Below are 15,425 nucleotides of genomic sequence, written 5' to 3' on the forward strand. Positions count from 1 at the left end.
ACGTGGCGAATACACTTTATGACCGTACTATCGCTTTCGCTGGGATTTGCCAAGCTGTTGCTTTAGTTCAACAGGTAGCGAGAAACGGACATTGTGATCAAGATGCTTTTGAAACATCAATCAACGCTATTTTGAGCACGAACCCTGCTAACACAGTTGGCGTATTCGGTCGCGAAGCCGATCTAAAGCTCGGCCTAGAATGCTTGGTTAAAGGGATTGATAGCACACCATCAGGCAGTGAAATTACTCGTTACATTATTAGTTTAATGGCGTTAGAACGTAAGTTAAGCTCTCGTAACGATGCTATGTCTCAGCTTGGCGATCGTATTCAAATGGCCAAGCGTCAGTCAGAGCACTTTGAGCTACTAGACGATCAAATGATCAGCAATTTAGCGAGCATCTATCTGGATGTCGTTAGCCCTATTGGCCCACGCATTCAAGTAACGGGCACGCCATCTGTACTGCAGCAGACGGCAAGCCAACACAAAGTTCGTGCGCTGTTGTTATCTGGCATTCGTAGTGCAGTTCTTTGGCGTCAAGTTGGTGGTAAGCGTCGCCACCTAATCTTCGGGCGCAAGAAGATGGTAGAGCAAGCACAAATCCTTCTTGCTCGTCTGTAGTAAAATATCAAATAAGCAGCTCGCGTTTATCGCGAGCTCATTTTTTTCGACTAAAACAAATCTCGCGCAAACGTTTGCGCAATATTCGTGACAATTGCCACAGTTATTGGTATAAAGCTCACGAAATTTAGAAACCCAATTCAGGAGAACATCATGGAACTGTCAGCATTGACTGCTGTTTCACCAGTAGACGGCCGTTACGGAAGCAAGACAATTGCGTTACGCGAAATTTTCAGTGAATACGGTCTACTAAAGTACCGTACTATCGTTGAAATCCGCTGGCTACAAAAGCTTGCTGCTACTGCTGAAATTGCAGAAGTGCCAGCGTTTAGCGCAGAAGCAAACCAATTCCTAGACGACCTTGCTGCAAACTTCTCTGAAGAAGATGCACGCCGTATCAAAGAGATCGAGCGTACAACTAACCACGACGTAAAAGCGGTTGAGTACTTCCTAAAAGAGAAAGTAGCAGACGTTCCTGAACTGCACGCAGTAAACGAGTTCTTCCACTTCGCATGTACTTCTGAAGACATCAACAACACATCACACGCTCTAATGCTTAAAGAAGCGCGTGAGAACGTGATTCTTCCAGAAATCCGTAACCTAATCGACGCTATCAAAGCACTAGCAGTGGAATACCGCGACATTCCTCTTCTATCTCGTACACACGGTCAGCCTGCTTCTCCATCTACTATGGGTAAAGAAATGGCAAACGTGGCGTACCGTATGGAGCGTCAATTCAAGCAAATCGAAAACGTTGAGATCCTAGCGAAAATCAACGGTGCAGTAGGTAACTACAATGCACACCTTTCTGCTTACCCAGAGCTAGATTGGCACAAGTTCTCTGAAGAGTTCATCACAGAGTCTCTAGGCGTAACTTGGAACCCTTACACAACTCAAATCGAACCGCACGATTACATCGCTGAGCTGTTCGACGCTATCGCTCGTTTCAACACTATCCTGATTGACTTCGACCGTGACGTTTGGGGTTACATTGCACTAGGCCACTTCAAGCAAAAAACTATTGCAGGTGAGATCGGTTCTTCAACAATGCCTCACAAAGTTAACCCAATCGACTTTGAAAACTCAGAAGGTAACCTAGGTCTTGCGAACGCTGTATTCGGCCACCTAGCACAGAAACTGCCTATCTCTCGTTGGCAACGTGACCTAACTGACTCAACGGTTCTACGTAACCTTGGTGTTGGTGTTGGCTACGCTATCATCGCTTACACTTCTACGCTTAAAGGCATCAGCAAGCTAGAAGTAAACCGTGAAGCGCTTCTTGCTGAACTAGACAAGAACTGGGAAGTACTAGCTGAGCCAGTACAAACAGTTATGCGTCGTTACGGCATCGAGAAGCCATACGAGAAGCTGAAAGAGCTAACTCGTGGTAAGCGTGTAGACGGCGAAGCAATGCGTAACTTCATCGACGGTCTTGAGCTTCCTGAGCACGAGAAAGCACGTCTGAAAGAGATGACGCCAGCGAACTATATCGGTCAAGCAATCGAGCTGACAGATAAGCTGTAATCCTCCTGTAACGACCAGATACCTAAAAGGTTGACGCGAAAGCGTCAACCTTTTTTAGTTAGGAGAGTTAGGTCGGGAGAAAATAATTTTAGTTATATGGAATGGATTATTAATTGAAGATCAGCCCCATTTGTTATGGCTGCTTTTGGAAGAACAAGGTTATTGTTCCTACTTCCACACCAAACTTTTTTATTTTCGTTAGATTGAAAGCGTGTCTGTCATCCTGACGATAAAGCCAATCATCAAAAGCAACCGTCACTGATGAATCCTCCATTTGTAGCTCAAAGTCATATTGCCACTGTAACGCATTGCCCTGCTCTTCCCCTGTTGCTACACCTATAATATCGTCTGCCTTACCTTCATAACGACCGTCTTCTAATCTAGTGATAACCCAAATTCGCTGGTCCACCTCTCCGTCATCAAACACGAAGTCTTCCACCAGCGTCAGCGTATCACCCGCTACAGTACCCACTATATCGACTTCAAAGCGACGCGTTTGCTGTCCGGTATAATCTTGCACCATCCCCCACGCCTTTATGTCGCCTGCGAAATAACCGAATACGTCAAAAGTCGGTGTAGAAGAGCGGTAATTATCAATGTCTGCGGAACATGCCGAAAGAAAAACAGCTGCCACTAAAGTCGCTGATTTAAAAATTCGTTTAAACACTATCTAACCTGCCCTATCAATTGTTTTCGGAGTTTCGGAAATTCTGTGTTGGGTGATAACCATATAGCCAAAAATGCATCGTTCATTCGTTCGTCTTCAATGATGCCAACGTTCTTTACTTGCACGTCCCCAACCTGCTTATAAAAAAGCTGACCAGATTTTCCATCTGTTAGATAAGTAAGCTCGTCACCTTTTTGAATATCAGGAAACATACGATCGAGCTCGCTAATCCAATCTTTTCGATATGAGTCAGTAAAACCCAATTTCGCCCACTGCTCATCCGTCACATCAAGCAGCTGTTGCTTACTGATGTCTCTCTTGTAATTAATTTCCAATGCAAGGGGATGTGGCGATACGTCATCGCTTACGATGAACTTTCCATCAGGCGCTTTTAATCTTGAGTGATAAATATCGAAGATGAACCAAGTAAGTTGGGCTTCTCCAACAGTTTTCCACCCCTTCCAATTCGCAATGTTGCTGGCAGCTTCGCTATTTCCAACAGGTTGAGCTTGCAGAGCAAAAGAACCAGTTACTATTACCAACGCAAGCAACCTAGTCAGTCTCTGAGTTAAGTCTCTCTTCAAGCTTTTCATTTCCGTACACCTTGAGTATCAAGAGCATCATGACGCACCATTCGACAAACAACATTGCCAGTGTAGCGCCAGTGCTGAATCCAAATTCAACGGCTTGGAGTTTATGGCCAGCAAAGTAGCTCGCCGTTCCTCCGATACCGCCTACTATTGATACGTAGGTTTTTGGGAAACGGTACAAAATTGACTTAAGTTGATAGGCATACCAAGAAAACAAAACCCACAAGCATAATAACCAGACTGGCAGCCATGGGGTTGGAAAGACAAAGACCGAGAGTTGTTGATTGAGCGTATCAAGCACGAGCCCGACCGTGACGATCACACTAATACTTTTGAGCGAAGATGCATCGCTTTTCAAACAATATAGTAGGGTTGCCAAAGTAAGGAATAACGTCACCCATTGCCATTGATAGGTTCCAAGCACCGCTGCAAACCAGCAGAGTTGGAACCATGTCGAAGCAAGAAACACCTTCATAACGAACTACGGGCGTTGAAACGTCATGTGAACGGCACTGATCGTGCGAGCCAAAAAGCCACCTTCACAGTAGCTCAAATAGTAGCGCCACATACGCACAAAGCGGTCGTCGTAGCCAAACGAGCGCACTTCATTCTCTGCTCGATTAAAACGTAAGTGCCATTCGTTCAGCGTCTTGGCGTAGTCCAAACCAATATCGAACAAGTCTCGCGTCACTAAGTCACTGTATTTTGTTGTGGCTTGGGTTAGTGAGGTTACCGACGGTAAAAAACCACCCGGGAAAATGTACTTTTGGATAAAGTCGACGTTGTTACTGTAGTAATCGTAACGCTGATCGGCAATCGTAATCGCTTGAATCGCCATCAAGCCACCGGACTTTAATAAAGACTCACAGACCTTAATGTACGAAGGCAGGAATTGTTTGCCCACAGCTTCAATCATTTCAATAGAAACGAGCTTGTCATAAGTGCCGGTTAGGTTTCGGTAATCTTCTTTGAGTAGAGTGATTTTGTCTTCTAAGCCACGCTCTTTGATTTTTTGCTCCGCGTACGCGTGTTGCTCTTCAGATATCGTTGTTGTGGTGACCTGACAACCGTATTGTTCAGCCATGTAAATCGCCATAGCGCCCCACCCAGTGCCAATTTCAACAACATGATCGGTAGATTTCAGCTCAAGTTGCTGACATAGACGATCCATTTTGTTGATTTGAGCCTGCTCTAGAGAGTCATCCGCATGATTGTAAAGCGCCGACGAGTACAGCATATTGGTGTCAAGGAACGCTTCGTATAGGTTGTTACCCAAGTCGTAATGCGCATGGATATTTTTACGTGAGTTCTCTTCAGAGTTTCTGTTTGACCAATGGCTGAACTTGTACAGTATTTTAGTCAACCAACTGCCTTGCTCTTCGAGTTTATCTAGAGCACGCATGTTAAGGGCCATCAGTTTCATTAATGAGGTTAAATCGGGGCTATCCCACCACCCATCCATATAAGCCTCACCAGCAGCAATACTGCCGCCCTGCAAGATCCGTGAATAAAAGCCTGGATGTTTTACCTCTATAGTAGCGACAACAGGTTGACCACTGTACTCCCCATTTGGCGCACTAAAACGCTCGCTTCGCTCTGTCGTTTCCGTCTTAAAACTTTCAATAACTGTTAAGCAGCCGATTTCCATTTTTTGCAGACATTGAAAAATAACTCCGCGAGCCGCTTTTTGCGTTGTCGTCAATTTACGCGGCAATGTCATAGAACTAGTATTTAACATGCAGAATTCTCCTTGTGCTTTTTATTTTTTTTGTCTGTTTTTTCAGTATCGGCTTCTATTTCTTCATGAGTTGAATATTTAGGATGAGAATAAAAGGGTGCGCCTTTCACCCAAAGTTTTAATGCGTGCCAATAAATACCAACCATTACTTTTACCGTTTGTATTGGTGTAACGATCAAACACCTCAATAAGGTTTTGCTTGAAAGTGGCTTGGCTTTCATAACCATGGTGGCATCAAAGTGTTTCTCTCCTTTGTGACATTCAAGATGAATATTCAACTTGTCTGTCAAAGGTTTAATTCTCCAGCGGTAGAGTTGGTCAATCGGGTTGAATGGTGAAACATGGAATGCTTTAACTTGTTCCCAACCAAACTTTTCTTCTTCTTTATCTGCTGACACCACGTAGTAATGTCGTTCATTCCAAGGAGTGTTACTCACCTCTGCGAGGAGATACTTCCATTCTCCTTCCGTGTTATAAACGTAGTAGAAATTAACGGGACTGAAATAAAGCCCTAGATAACGCAAGTGACAGACTGCGACTACCTTGCCAGTACAGCGAACACCTGTCAGTTCTTCAATTTTGCTGTGCACTGCCGACTTGACGCTACCTTCACCAATGTAATCACTGCGCTTGAAGCGAGCCCAATGCCACCAACGCGAACCAAAACCCCATACTTTTTTCTCTAAAGCATCGAGCTCGTCTACATCGATGGCGGGCATAAATAAAGAGTAGTTCAACTCATGATTCACCGGCGTGAATCGACGGTGACGAACGTTGCCTATAAACAATCGGCTGTTCATTTGGCTATCCATATCACGCTGCGCCTTTTTCGAAAGGAACCACATTTTGTTCGCGGTACTTTTCTTCTAGTTCTTTCACAACATCAAGCGCGCTACGCACGCCATCTTCATGAAAACCGTTGTACCAATAAGCGCCACAGAACCAGGTACTTTGTTTGCCCTGTATCTCATCTTTGCGCTGCTGCGCTGCAATAGACTCAGTGGTGAATACTGGATGATGATAAGTGAACGAACGCAAGACTTTATTTGAGTTAATTTGCTCAGTACTATTCAACGTTACACAAAACGTGTGTTCTGATTGAATATGCTGAAGAATGTTCATGTTATAAGTTAGCGAAGGGAGGCGTTGCTGTTCCTCCTCACTGCCTTCCAATAGGTAGTTCCATGATGCCCATGCTGCCTTACGTTTTGGTAGTACGGCAGAGTCGGTATGAAGAACAACTTCATTTGCTTGGTATGTCATATCCCCCAAGATTTCCTGCTCAATTGGGCTGATATCCTCTAGCATTCTCATTGCTTGATCACTGTGACAAGCAAAGATAACGTCATCAAACCAATGCGTTTCTCCGCGAACTTGAACGCCAACCCCTTTTTCGTTGCGAACCACTTTTTCGACAGGACTATTAAGACGAATATTCTCCGCAAAGCCTTTGGTCAATGGTGGAATGTATGAACGTGAACCACCTTTAATCACATACCATTGTGGTCGGTTAGTCACATCTAGCAGACCGTGGTTGAGGAAGAAACGTAAGAAGAACATAAGAGGGAATGCGCGCATGTCAGCCAAAGTCGACGACCAAATCGCAGCGCCCATCGGTAATATGTAGTTATCGGTAAAGAAAGCACTGAATTTGTGTTCGTCAAGGAACTCACCTAACGTCTGAGAGTGCGTGGACTGCTCGCTAGCGAAGCGCTTGGCAAGTTTATTGAAACGAAGTATCTCGAAGATAAATCGATAAAATTTAGGGTTTGCCCAGTTACGTTTTTGAGCAAACAATGTCGACACTGTGTGGCCGTTGTACTCTAGTCCGTTCCCATCATTTCTGACACTGAAGCTCATTTGAGTCGGCAGACCTTCAACGCCAATCTCGCTCATCATTTTAATGAAATTAGGGTACGTACGGTCGTTATAGACGATGAACCCAGTATCTATCGCGTATTCTTTACCATCAAGGCTCACATCAACGGTTGCAGTATGGCCACCGATGTAATCGTTCGCTTCAAACAGCGTTACATCATGTTCTTTATGCAAGTAATAACCACAAGTAAGGCCAGAGATTCCCGTTCCCACAATCGCTATCTTCTTTCTTCCTGCTGTTTTCATTTTTATTCCTTCTTATGATACGAGTTTAGCAGTTAGGCGAGCTTGCCAACTGTATGGAAGTAACGAGATAAAACGTAAAATACTGGTAAATCTCGCCGGGAAATAGATATAGGTCTTGTTGGCGGCTAACTGCTTCCTGATAGAGTCCGACGCTTGCTGAGTAGAAATGATCATTGGCATTTCGAAGTCGTTTTTGTTAGTCAACGGCGTTTCAACAAAACCAGGAAACACCGTTACCACTTTGATCCCTTTCTTTTTCAAGTCGACGGCGAGCGTGCGTGCAAAATAACTGACTGCCGCTTTGGATGCGCCGTAAGCTTCAGCACGAGGCAATGCCACTTCTGATGCGATAGAGCCAACAATAACAATGCGGTGCCCTCTCTCTAAATGCACTTGGCAGCCTTCAACGCAGTTGGCAACACCGACAACATTTACGTTCATCACACGCGCCATGAGTTTCGCGTCGACCACTCCCTCATCCATGTACTCACAATCGCCTGCGTTAAAAACCCATGTGTTTGGCGTAAATGGCAAATTAGAGAGCGCCTGCTGAGTTTCCTCATAATTTGTCACATCAAACTGCAATGTATGAATTTTGGAGGAAACTGCCTCCAGTTCTGCAAGAACATCTTGATTCCGACCACAAGCAATCACATTCCATTCTGAGTTCGCGTAATCTAGGGCAAGCTGCCTTCCTATTCCGGAGGTGGCGCCTGTGATTAAGATGGTGTTGTTCATTGTCCTAACCTTTGCTTGATGGTTTTAACGACTGAACCAAGTAACGGTAAATGCTCATAGAGCATCTCTCCGAGATCAAAATAGTCTCGGTGATAAATGACCTGACCTTCGCTAAATTTGAGGTGCGAAACACCATTGACGAGAATAGGCGCACCCTTCTGAAGTTTGGGATGCTGAAGGTCCATTGTCCAAGTTAGGAAGCCTGTATCTCCGACTTGTTGATGCTCATGGATTACAAAATCACAACTGATGACGTTGGCATATAATGAGGTGAAATAATCCGAAAGTGCTGGCCATCCTTCTAAACGATGCGCTGCGTCCTCAAATACTACATCTTGGTGATATATATCCTTAAGCAGATGTAAGTTCGCTTTGTTGAGCTTTTGATAGATATTGCCAACAGACTGTATGTCCATTTTTTACTCCTACACGCCCATTAAGTTGTACAAAATTATTATATGTACAAGATAGTTCATTCCTCCAAAGTTGTACAAAAATAATTTTGTATAACTTTATTTCTGTAAGTAGTACGTGATGAAGTTCGCACGCGATCAATCGGCGAAAAAAAAAGGCTTGGTCAAAACCAAGCCTTTTCAGCAGATTAACAATTATTTAAGTAGGAACAATTAGTATTGCTGGCCTCGCAACGCTGCAATACGTTTATCTAGCGGAGGGTGGCTCATTAGTAGCTCAGTCAGCGACTGCTTGCCATTGATACCAAACGCCATCATGGTGCCATCCAGTTGAGATTCATGACTCACCTTCAAACGCTCTAGAGCCGCAATCATTTTTTCTTTGCCAACGAGGCGCGCAGCACCTGCGTCCGCGTGGAATTCGCGATGACGGCTGTACCACATAGTCAAGAAGCTAGCTAGGAAACCAAATACCAGTTCAAGCACCATGGATACGCCAAAGTAAACCATCATATTTGTACCTTGGCCTTCTTCATCATCGTTCGATGCCACGATATTGGCAATAAAGCGTGATAGGAAGATAACAAACGTGTTCACGACACCTTGCATCAACGTCATCGTGACCATATCACCATTTGCAATATGGCTCACTTCGTGTGCAAGTACTGCCTCTGCCTCATCACGAGTCATATTGTGTAAAAGACCAGTAGAAACTGCGACAAGAGAGTCATCTCGTTTTGCACCTGTCGCAAATGCATTGATATCTGGTGAATCATAAATAGCCACCGTTGGCATACCAATACCCACTTGTTGAGCTTGACGACCCACAGTTTCGACTAACCAATGCTCCGTTTCGTTGCGCGGGCTTTCAATGACCATACCACCAACCGAGCGTAGCGCCATACCCTTTGACATCATCAACGAAATAAATGCGCCACCAAAACCAAATACAGCAGCCATTACAAGTAAACCTGACAGACTGCCTGGTTGCATTCCAGTTACAGCGTAAACAATATTCAGAACAACACTAAGCACTAGCACGACAGCTAGGTTAGTTGCTAGGAATAACATAATTCGCTTCATTACTTTTCTCCGAGGAAGCTTATCGTTTTTTTAAAACGGATTGTTATAAGGAACAAATGGTAATCGCTATAAAAGCCAATTCCGTTGATTTTCATGTTCCGTGCGTTATAGATATAGTCTATCCGCGATAAAAACAAGGTTAAGCAATAAATTGCAACATTTGTTTTCGGGACTGAAATATTTGATTCAAGCGATTTCAAAACATGCTTTGGTAGGAGCTGGAACCTCCGTTCATATACATTTATCAAAATGATAAAATAAGCTCTGAGCTACCCATGATCTATTGATAGATGATCTTGGTGTTAAATCTATCACCTCTTAGCAACTTAGCTAGAAATTTTTTAATAGACCAAAAACAGTACGTTAGCTCTGCTATAGACTTTGGTCTTATTGTGCGGCTACATGGACATGCTAAATTCGAATGAGATGAACAAAACAGAGCCACTCTAAGTACATTGCAAAAAGTGCATTGGGTGAGCTCAAAAACTCCATGTATTGAGGGAAAAACCATGGTAGAAACTAACGACTATCAAATGGCTATTGATTTACTACGTTGTCACCTAGGCATCTCAGAGGACGAGGCAAAGCAACAACTTGGTATTTCAACCGATCATCATATGTCTCAGCGTGTTGCAGAAACACAACAAGCATTGATGGGGCTCAGCCAAGATAAGTAATCTGACTTTTTAGGTTACACCAACAAGAAAGGGCTGCATTGCGCAGCCCTTTGGGTTTTTTAGTCTTTTATCCTAAACACCATTAGTCAGTGTTTAGCAACGGCTCTACATTAATGTACTTGCCTAGCTCTTTACGTTTAGCACTTGGAATATATGGAATTTCCCCAAGCTTAGGTGCATCGATACGTGCTTCTAGCATCTCGATAATGTCAGCGTAGTGCTCTGTGCCTGGGTTGACGCGGTTTGCCACCCAGCCAACAAGATTCAAACCATCCGCTTTAATACTCTCTGCTGTGAGTAAAGCGTGGCTCAAACAGCCTAATTTAATGCCAACCACCAGTACAACAGGTAACTGCTCTTCTTTTACCCATGTAGATAAACAGTCCGTATCGGATACTGGCACACGCCAGCCTCCAGCACCTTCAACGAGAACAACATCGGCTTGCTGCTTATGTTGAGCCAGTTTTTGACTCAGAACATCGTAACTTATTTCGACATGTTCATGCTTCGCTGCAATGTGGGGAGAAGCAGGCAACTCTAAAGCGTATGGGTTCACATCATCATAGGCCACATCGAGTGTTGCGGCGTCTTGTAAGTGTAAAGCATCAGAGTTGCGCCATCCCGCTTCAGTCTTGTCACTCCCTGCTGCCACTGGCTTATAACCAATAGTGTTTAGTCCTTTTGCTGCGATCGCTTGCAAAATGGCTTTAGACGCTACCGTCTTTCCAACATCAGTATCCGTACCAGCAATAAAAAAAGCATCAATCATAGATGTATTACTCCAAAACAAACCTGATAACTTGCAGGTAGAAGACCTTGATCGTTTTTAAACGCTTGGTACGCATGCTCAACTTTTAACAAAGTCTCGCGACTAGTTAAACCGTGTGAGCGCCCGCTTACGTGATTTGCACCTATACCTTTGAGGTCACGCATAACTGAAAATGCAGAGTCGTACCAAACTGTGATGGTGGTCAAGTCTAGTTGATGGCTGTCACATCGAGATTGCGCTAACGCAATTTTTACCTGATTGAGCGTTAGAAAGTTATTGACGTGTTGATATGCATCAATTTTTTCCCATGATGCACGCAGCTCATACAGTGATCCATCAACCAGTGTAGAGAACCACGCTTTCCCACCATTTTTTAGCACGCGGCGCACTTCTTTTAGTGGGTAACTTAAATCTGTACACCATTGCAGCGCTAAACTTGAAAACACGTAATCGAAGCTATCATCGTCAAATGGTAAGTTTTCAGCATCAGCAACTTGGTAATGCATTCGTACTGCACCACAACGCTGCTCTGCTTTATCTAACATGGCTTGAGAGATATCGCCGCAGACTACTTCCGCACCGCGTTGTTGAAGTAGTTGGGAGAAATAACCCGTGCCACAACCTAAATCCAATACACGTTTTCCCGTCAAGTTTTCAGGAAGTTTATCAAGCAGCTGATGCCCGACATCACGTTGAAAAGCCGCATGTTTATCGTATGTTTCTGCTGCTTTACCAAACGAAGAGGCAATCGCGTCTTTATCTTGATGGAAACTCTCTAACGCGAGCGTTTGCGCTAATGCGGTAGTTGCATTATCCATTACAGCGCTCCTAATGCTTGCTTCAATGCGATTGAAAGCGTTTTAACTTGTTCATTAGTGTGATTGGCAGTGAGTGTGATTCGAAGACGAGACGTTCCTTTAGGCACCGTCGGAGGGCGAATAGCAGTCACCCAAATACCGTTTTGGCGACAAGCACCTGCTACTCGCAAAGCCAATTCAGATTCACCAATCAAAAAGGGCTTAATCGAAGTTTGAGTCTCAACAAACCCCTCAAGGTCGCTAAGGCTATCTCGATACACTTCACTAAGCTCAGAGAGCTTTTCACGTCGCCAAGACTGCTCTTGAACCATAGAAACCGCATGCGTGAGCGCGTAGGCTTGTGCCGGAGGCATCGCTGTGGAATACACATGGTGACGAGCAAACTGAGTCAAAAAGTCTCCCGTTGCGTGGTCACATAAAATAGCCGCGCCAGACATACCAAACGCTTTGCCGAAAGTAACGATCAGTATCTCGGGTTTAACCGTTGCCAACTCGCAAGAACCACCACCGGATTGACCAAGAACGCCAATACCATGAGCGTCATCGACAGCAAACCAAGCATCATGACTACGAGTGACTTCAGCTATATCGCTAAGCGGCGCACAGTCGCCGTCCATGCTGAATACCCCTTCAGTCACAACTAGATGGTTGTCTTCGCTATTAATCAGCGACTTTAGGTGCTCGATGTCATTGTGTTTGAAGCGCTTCATCTTAGCTGGTGACAACGCCCCCGCTTCCATCAGTGAGGCATGGTTCAAACGGTCTTGGATCAATACGTCTGATTTTTCCAACAAGGTGAACAACAAGGCTTGATTAGCACTGAATCCAGAACCAAACAGAATTGCTCTGTCGTAACCCAACCATTCGGTCAGTGCGGCTTCTAAATTGCTGTGCGCGGCACTAAAGCCAGTCACCATCGGTGATGCTCCACTGCCACTACCATATACGCTTAAACCTTGCTGCCAAGCCCGAACAAGCGCTTGGTCATTAGCCAATCCCAAATAATCATTACTTGAGAAATTAATGTAGCGTCTACCTTCGTGTTCCAAAACGGACTGGTTACCGGCAAACACCACATTCATAGAGCGATTCAACCCTTGCGTTTTACGCTCAGCAAGGGCGGACTCGATACGAGATTTAAACGCTGGCATCGTAGAAAAGGTCGTCTTTTGTCGGACGGGCAGCAACGCGCTCTACGACGCGATCGAGTAACTCGTTTTCTTCGATTTCATCAGGCTTTTGAGACACCTCTTGGCTGTTAATACCGAGCTTATTGAACAGCATCATGTCCTTATCTTCAGAAGGATTTGGAGTCGTCAGAAGTTTGCAGCCATAGAAGACTGAGTTTGCACCCGCCATAAAACACAGCGCTTGCATTTGTTCGTTCATGTTTTCACGGCCAGCCGATAGACGAACCGCTGATTGAGGCATCATGATGCGCGCAATCGCAATCAAGCGAATGAAATCGAATGGCTCAACATCGTCCACCTCTTCCAGTGGTGTCCCCTTTACCTTCACGAGCATGTTGATTGGAACGCTTTCAGGGTGTACCGGCAAGTTAGCCAATTCAACCAACAAACCTGCTCGGTCGTTAGCACTTTCACCCATGCCGATGATGCCACCGGAACAGATCTTCATGCCAGCATCACGTACGTGAGATAAAGTATCTAAACGGTCTTGGTAAGTACGTGTGGTAATAATGTTGCCGTAGAACTCAGGTGAGGTATCTAGGTTGTGGTTGTAGTAATCCAGACCTGCGGTTGCCAATTGCTTTGCTTGATCTGGTGTCAACATACCTAATGTCATACACGTTTCTAAACCCATGTCCTTCACGCCTTTGATCATGTCGGTCAAATGCGGCATGTCACGCTCTTTTGGATTTTTCCATGCTGCGCCCATACAGAATCGAGTAGAACCAGCATTTTTGGCTTTTTGCGCAGCATCGAGTACGCGTTCTACTTCCATCAGACGCTCTTTCTCGATGTCTGTGGTGTAACGAGCACTCTGAGGACAGTACTTACAATCTTCTGGACAAGCACCAGTCTTAATCGACAGAAGCGTGCTTACTTGAACATGGTTGGTTTGTTGATATTGACGATGTACAAGCTGCGCTTCGAATAGGAGATCCATGAATGGTTTTTCCATGAGATCGCGCACTTCAGCATGCGTCCAGTTATGACGAACTTCCACGTGTATTCCTTTAGTCACTTTTGTTGTTGTGTTGACAGTCTACTGAGTCTCGATAAACTGTCAACACAACGCAAAAGAACAAAGTTTACATCTGTCTACTTTTTAACCTCAATTATTATTGGAATCGCACATGGATCTCGCCTTCGACCGCCAGCATATCTGGCATCCTTACACTTCGACATTGACACCTCTGACCTGCTACCCAGTGGCATCGGCAAATGGTGTTCATATTAAATTGGAAGACGGTACTGAGCTGGTCGATGGCATGTCTTCTTGGTGGTCGACGATCCACGGCTACAACCATCCGCATTTAAATCAAGCCGCTCACCAGCAAATCGATCAGGTCTCTCACGTGATGTTTGGCGGGATTACCCACCAGCCAGCAATCAGTTTGTGTAAGAAGCTATTGTCCCTTGCACCAAATAACCTTGAACATGTATTCCTTGCCGATTCAGGCTCCGTTGCCGTAGAAGTCAGCTTAAAAATGGCACTGCAATATTGGCATGCAAAAGGCGAACGCCGACCGAAGTTTCTTACTTTGCGACACGGTTATCACGGCGACACCTTTGCGGCTATGTCGGTTACCGATCCTGATAACTCAATGCACTCTCTTTACAAAGGCTTTTTGCCTGAGCATATCTTTGCGGAGTCACCAACTTGTGGTTATTGGGATGAATGGAAGCCAGAGGACCTTACTGACTTCGAGCACAAGATTGAAACGCACCATGAAGAACTTGCTGCGGTGATCCTAGAACCTATTGTTCAAGGCGCAGGCGGCATGCGCATCTACCATCCAGAATTTCTCAAAGGCGTGCGTAGGCTTTGCGACAAATACGGCTTGTTATTGATTGCAGATGAGATCGCTACCGGATTTGGTCGTACCGGTAAGTTGTTTGCCTGCGAACATGCAGACATTCAACCAGACATTCTGTGTGTCGGGAAAGCACTCACTGGCGGCTACATGACCCTCTCTGCGACTCTGGCGAGCAAACACGTAGCAGACACCGTTTGTGGTGGTGATGCAGGCTGTTTTATGCACGGTCCAACCTTTATGGGGAATCCACTCGCCTGTGCTGTTGCCACCGCAAGTTTGGAATTGATTGAGCGAGGTAATTGGCAGCAACAAACCCAACAAATTGAAACGCTGTTTTCTGAGTTACTACCAAAACTTGAAGAATACGAGTTGGTGAAGAACACCCGTTGGCTAGGTGCCATTGGCGTAGTGGAGACGCATCGCCCTGTGAATATGGAAACCATCCAAGCCTTGTTTGTTGAACACGGAGTTTGGATTCGTCCATTTGGCAAACTGATTTATATGATGCCGCCGTTCATCAGCAAGCCGGAAGATATTGAGAAGCTAGTTAACGCGATTGATGCTGCGTTGCAACGTAAAGACTGCTTCGCTTCATAGTCCAATTCAATATGAAAACGGTTTGAGTATGAGACTCAAACCGTCTCATTATTTATTAGAACA

At 44.9% G+C, this 15,425-nt stretch carries 17 protein-coding genes; 4 read left to right on the plus strand and 13 right to left on the minus strand.

What is annotated here, in order from left to right; genetic code table 11:
* Positions 1–2 precede the first annotated feature (2 nt).
* On the plus strand, positions 3–620 hold the full coding sequence (gene hflD, locus R7E38_RS03275; RefSeq protein ID WP_005378194.1) for a high frequency lysogenization protein HflD: 618 nt from the start codon (positions 3–5) through the stop codon (positions 618–620).
* A 153-nt stretch (positions 621–773) separates the two neighbouring features.
* Positions 774–2,144 (plus strand): adenylosuccinate lyase, encoded by a 1,371-nt coding sequence (purB, locus tag R7E38_RS03280; RefSeq protein WP_005378198.1) that lies wholly within the window; start codon positions 774–776, stop codon positions 2,142–2,144.
* Positions 2,145–2,277: 133 nt separating this feature from the next.
* On the opposite strand, the gene R7E38_RS03285 is transcribed toward purB, so the two are convergent.
* The 9 genes from R7E38_RS03285 to htpX form a co-directional block, all read right to left on the minus strand.
* Positions 2,278–2,811, minus strand: a complete 534-nt coding sequence (locus tag R7E38_RS03285; RefSeq protein ID WP_226082859.1) for a DUF3833 domain-containing protein — start codon at positions 2,809–2,811, stop codon at positions 2,278–2,280.
* The gene (locus R7E38_RS03290) at positions 2,811–3,404 is read right to left on the minus strand and encodes a chalcone isomerase family protein (protein WP_017634389.1); all 594 of its coding nucleotides are present in this window, start codon (positions 3,402–3,404) and stop codon (positions 2,811–2,813) included. Before R7E38_RS03290 ends, R7E38_RS03285 begins: the two co-directional genes overlap by 1 nt.
* The gene (locus R7E38_RS03295) at positions 3,364–3,876 is read right to left on the minus strand and encodes a DUF2878 domain-containing protein (protein ID WP_053303214.1); all 513 of its coding nucleotides are present in this window, start codon (positions 3,874–3,876) and stop codon (positions 3,364–3,366) included. The genes R7E38_RS03290 and R7E38_RS03295 overlap by 41 nt, the downstream gene beginning before the upstream one ends.
* Before the next feature lie 6 nt (positions 3,877–3,882).
* A complete protein-coding gene (locus R7E38_RS03300; protein ID WP_025766883.1) occupies positions 3,883–5,139 on the minus strand; it encodes an SAM-dependent methyltransferase in 1,257 nt (418 codons plus the stop codon).
* Positions 5,133–5,951, minus strand: a complete 819-nt coding sequence (locus tag R7E38_RS03305) for a DUF1365 domain-containing protein (protein ID WP_213898122.1) — start codon at positions 5,949–5,951, stop codon at positions 5,133–5,135. Before R7E38_RS03305 ends, R7E38_RS03300 begins: the two co-directional genes overlap by 7 nt.
* A gap of 1 nt (position 5,952) precedes the next feature.
* Positions 5,953–7,263: an NAD(P)/FAD-dependent oxidoreductase gene (locus tag R7E38_RS03310; protein ID WP_213907078.1), complete on the minus strand. Its 1,311-nt coding sequence runs from the start codon at positions 7,261–7,263 to the stop codon at positions 5,953–5,955.
* A gap of 12 nt (positions 7,264–7,275) precedes the next feature.
* Entirely contained in the window at positions 7,276–8,001 is a 726-nt protein-coding gene (locus R7E38_RS03315) for an SDR family oxidoreductase (RefSeq protein WP_025766886.1), read from the minus strand.
* A complete protein-coding gene (locus R7E38_RS03320) occupies positions 7,998–8,417 on the minus strand; it encodes a nuclear transport factor 2 family protein (protein ID WP_005378211.1) in 420 nt (139 codons plus the stop codon). The genes R7E38_RS03315 and R7E38_RS03320 overlap by 4 nt, the downstream gene beginning before the upstream one ends.
* 210 nt (positions 8,418–8,627) lie before the next feature.
* Positions 8,628–9,497, minus strand: a complete 870-nt coding sequence (htpX, locus tag R7E38_RS03325; protein WP_005388085.1) for a protease HtpX — start codon at positions 9,495–9,497, stop codon at positions 8,628–8,630.
* A gap of 509 nt (positions 9,498–10,006) precedes the next feature.
* Here htpX and R7E38_RS03330 point away from each other — a divergent pair.
* Entirely contained in the window at positions 10,007–10,174 is a 168-nt protein-coding gene (locus R7E38_RS03330) for a hypothetical protein (protein ID WP_005378215.1), read from the plus strand.
* Positions 10,175–10,256: 82 nt separating this feature from the next.
* Here R7E38_RS03330 and bioD read toward each other — a convergent pair whose 3' ends face one another.
* The 4 genes from bioD to bioB are packed head-to-tail and all read right to left on the minus strand — an operon-like array spanning position 10,257 to position 13,951.
* The gene (gene bioD / locus R7E38_RS03335) at positions 10,257–10,943 is read right to left on the minus strand and encodes a dethiobiotin synthase (RefSeq protein WP_005378217.1); all 687 of its coding nucleotides are present in this window, start codon (positions 10,941–10,943) and stop codon (positions 10,257–10,259) included.
* On the minus strand, positions 10,940–11,761 hold the full coding sequence (gene bioC / locus R7E38_RS03340; RefSeq protein WP_005388087.1) for a malonyl-ACP O-methyltransferase BioC: 822 nt from the start codon (positions 11,759–11,761) through the stop codon (positions 10,940–10,942). Before bioC ends, bioD begins: the two co-directional genes overlap by 4 nt.
* Positions 11,761–12,912, minus strand: a complete 1,152-nt coding sequence (gene bioF, locus R7E38_RS03345) for an 8-amino-7-oxononanoate synthase (protein ID WP_017821706.1) — start codon at positions 12,910–12,912, stop codon at positions 11,761–11,763. Before bioF ends, bioC begins: the two co-directional genes overlap by 1 nt.
* The gene (gene bioB / locus R7E38_RS03350; protein ID WP_086369529.1) at positions 12,899–13,951 is read right to left on the minus strand and encodes a biotin synthase BioB; all 1,053 of its coding nucleotides are present in this window, start codon (positions 13,949–13,951) and stop codon (positions 12,899–12,901) included. The genes bioF and bioB overlap by 14 nt, the downstream gene beginning before the upstream one ends.
* 130 nt (positions 13,952–14,081) lie before the next feature.
* On the opposite strand from bioB, the gene bioA reads away from it, so the two are divergent.
* Positions 14,082–15,362, plus strand: a complete 1,281-nt coding sequence (gene bioA / locus R7E38_RS03355) for an adenosylmethionine--8-amino-7-oxononanoate transaminase (protein ID WP_115385863.1) — start codon at positions 14,082–14,084, stop codon at positions 15,360–15,362.
* Positions 15,363–15,425: the final 63 nt, after the last annotated feature.

Origin of the sequence: Vibrio sp. Vb2131 (genome assembly GCF_033338535.1) — a bacterium.
Classification (GTDB): Bacteria; Pseudomonadota; Gammaproteobacteria; order Enterobacterales; family Vibrionaceae; genus Vibrio; species Vibrio alginolyticus.

Coding starts and splice junctions, on each gene's coding strand:
- R7E38_RS03295 (WP_053303214.1), bottom strand. CDS start 3,876: ATGAAGGTGTTTCTTGCTTCGACATGGTTCCAACTCTGCTGGTTTGCA.
- bioA (WP_115385863.1), top strand. CDS start 14,082: ATGGATCTCGCCTTCGACCGCCAGCATATCTGGCATCCTTACACTTCG.
- R7E38_RS03330 (WP_005378215.1), top strand. CDS start 10,007: ATGGTAGAAACTAACGACTATCAAATGGCTATTGATTTACTACGTTGT.
- bioD (WP_005378217.1), bottom strand. CDS start 10,943: ATGATTGATGCTTTTTTTATTGCTGGTACGGATACTGATGTTGGAAAG.
- R7E38_RS03300 (WP_025766883.1), bottom strand. CDS start 5,139: ATGTTAAATACTAGTTCTATGACATTGCCGCGTAAATTGACGACAACG.
- R7E38_RS03290 (WP_017634389.1), bottom strand. CDS start 3,404: ATGAAAAGCTTGAAGAGAGACTTAACTCAGAGACTGACTAGGTTGCTT.
- R7E38_RS03310 (WP_213907078.1), bottom strand. CDS start 7,263: ATGAAAACAGCAGGAAGAAAGAAGATAGCGATTGTGGGAACGGGAATC.
- R7E38_RS03305 (WP_213898122.1), bottom strand. CDS start 5,951: ATGGATAGCCAAATGAACAGCCGATTGTTTATAGGCAACGTTCGTCAC.
- htpX (WP_005388085.1), bottom strand. CDS start 9,497: ATGAAGCGAATTATGTTATTCCTAGCAACTAACCTAGCTGTCGTGCTA.
- bioF (WP_017821706.1), bottom strand. CDS start 12,912: ATGCCAGCGTTTAAATCTCGTATCGAGTCCGCCCTTGCTGAGCGTAAA.
- R7E38_RS03320 (WP_005378211.1), bottom strand. CDS start 8,417: ATGGACATACAGTCTGTTGGCAATATCTATCAAAAGCTCAACAAAGCG.
- R7E38_RS03315 (WP_025766886.1), bottom strand. CDS start 8,001: ATGAACAACACCATCTTAATCACAGGCGCCACCTCCGGAATAGGAAGG.
- bioC (WP_005388087.1), bottom strand. CDS start 11,761: ATGGATAATGCAACTACCGCATTAGCGCAAACGCTCGCGTTAGAGAGT.
- purB (WP_005378198.1), top strand. CDS start 774: ATGGAACTGTCAGCATTGACTGCTGTTTCACCAGTAGACGGCCGTTAC.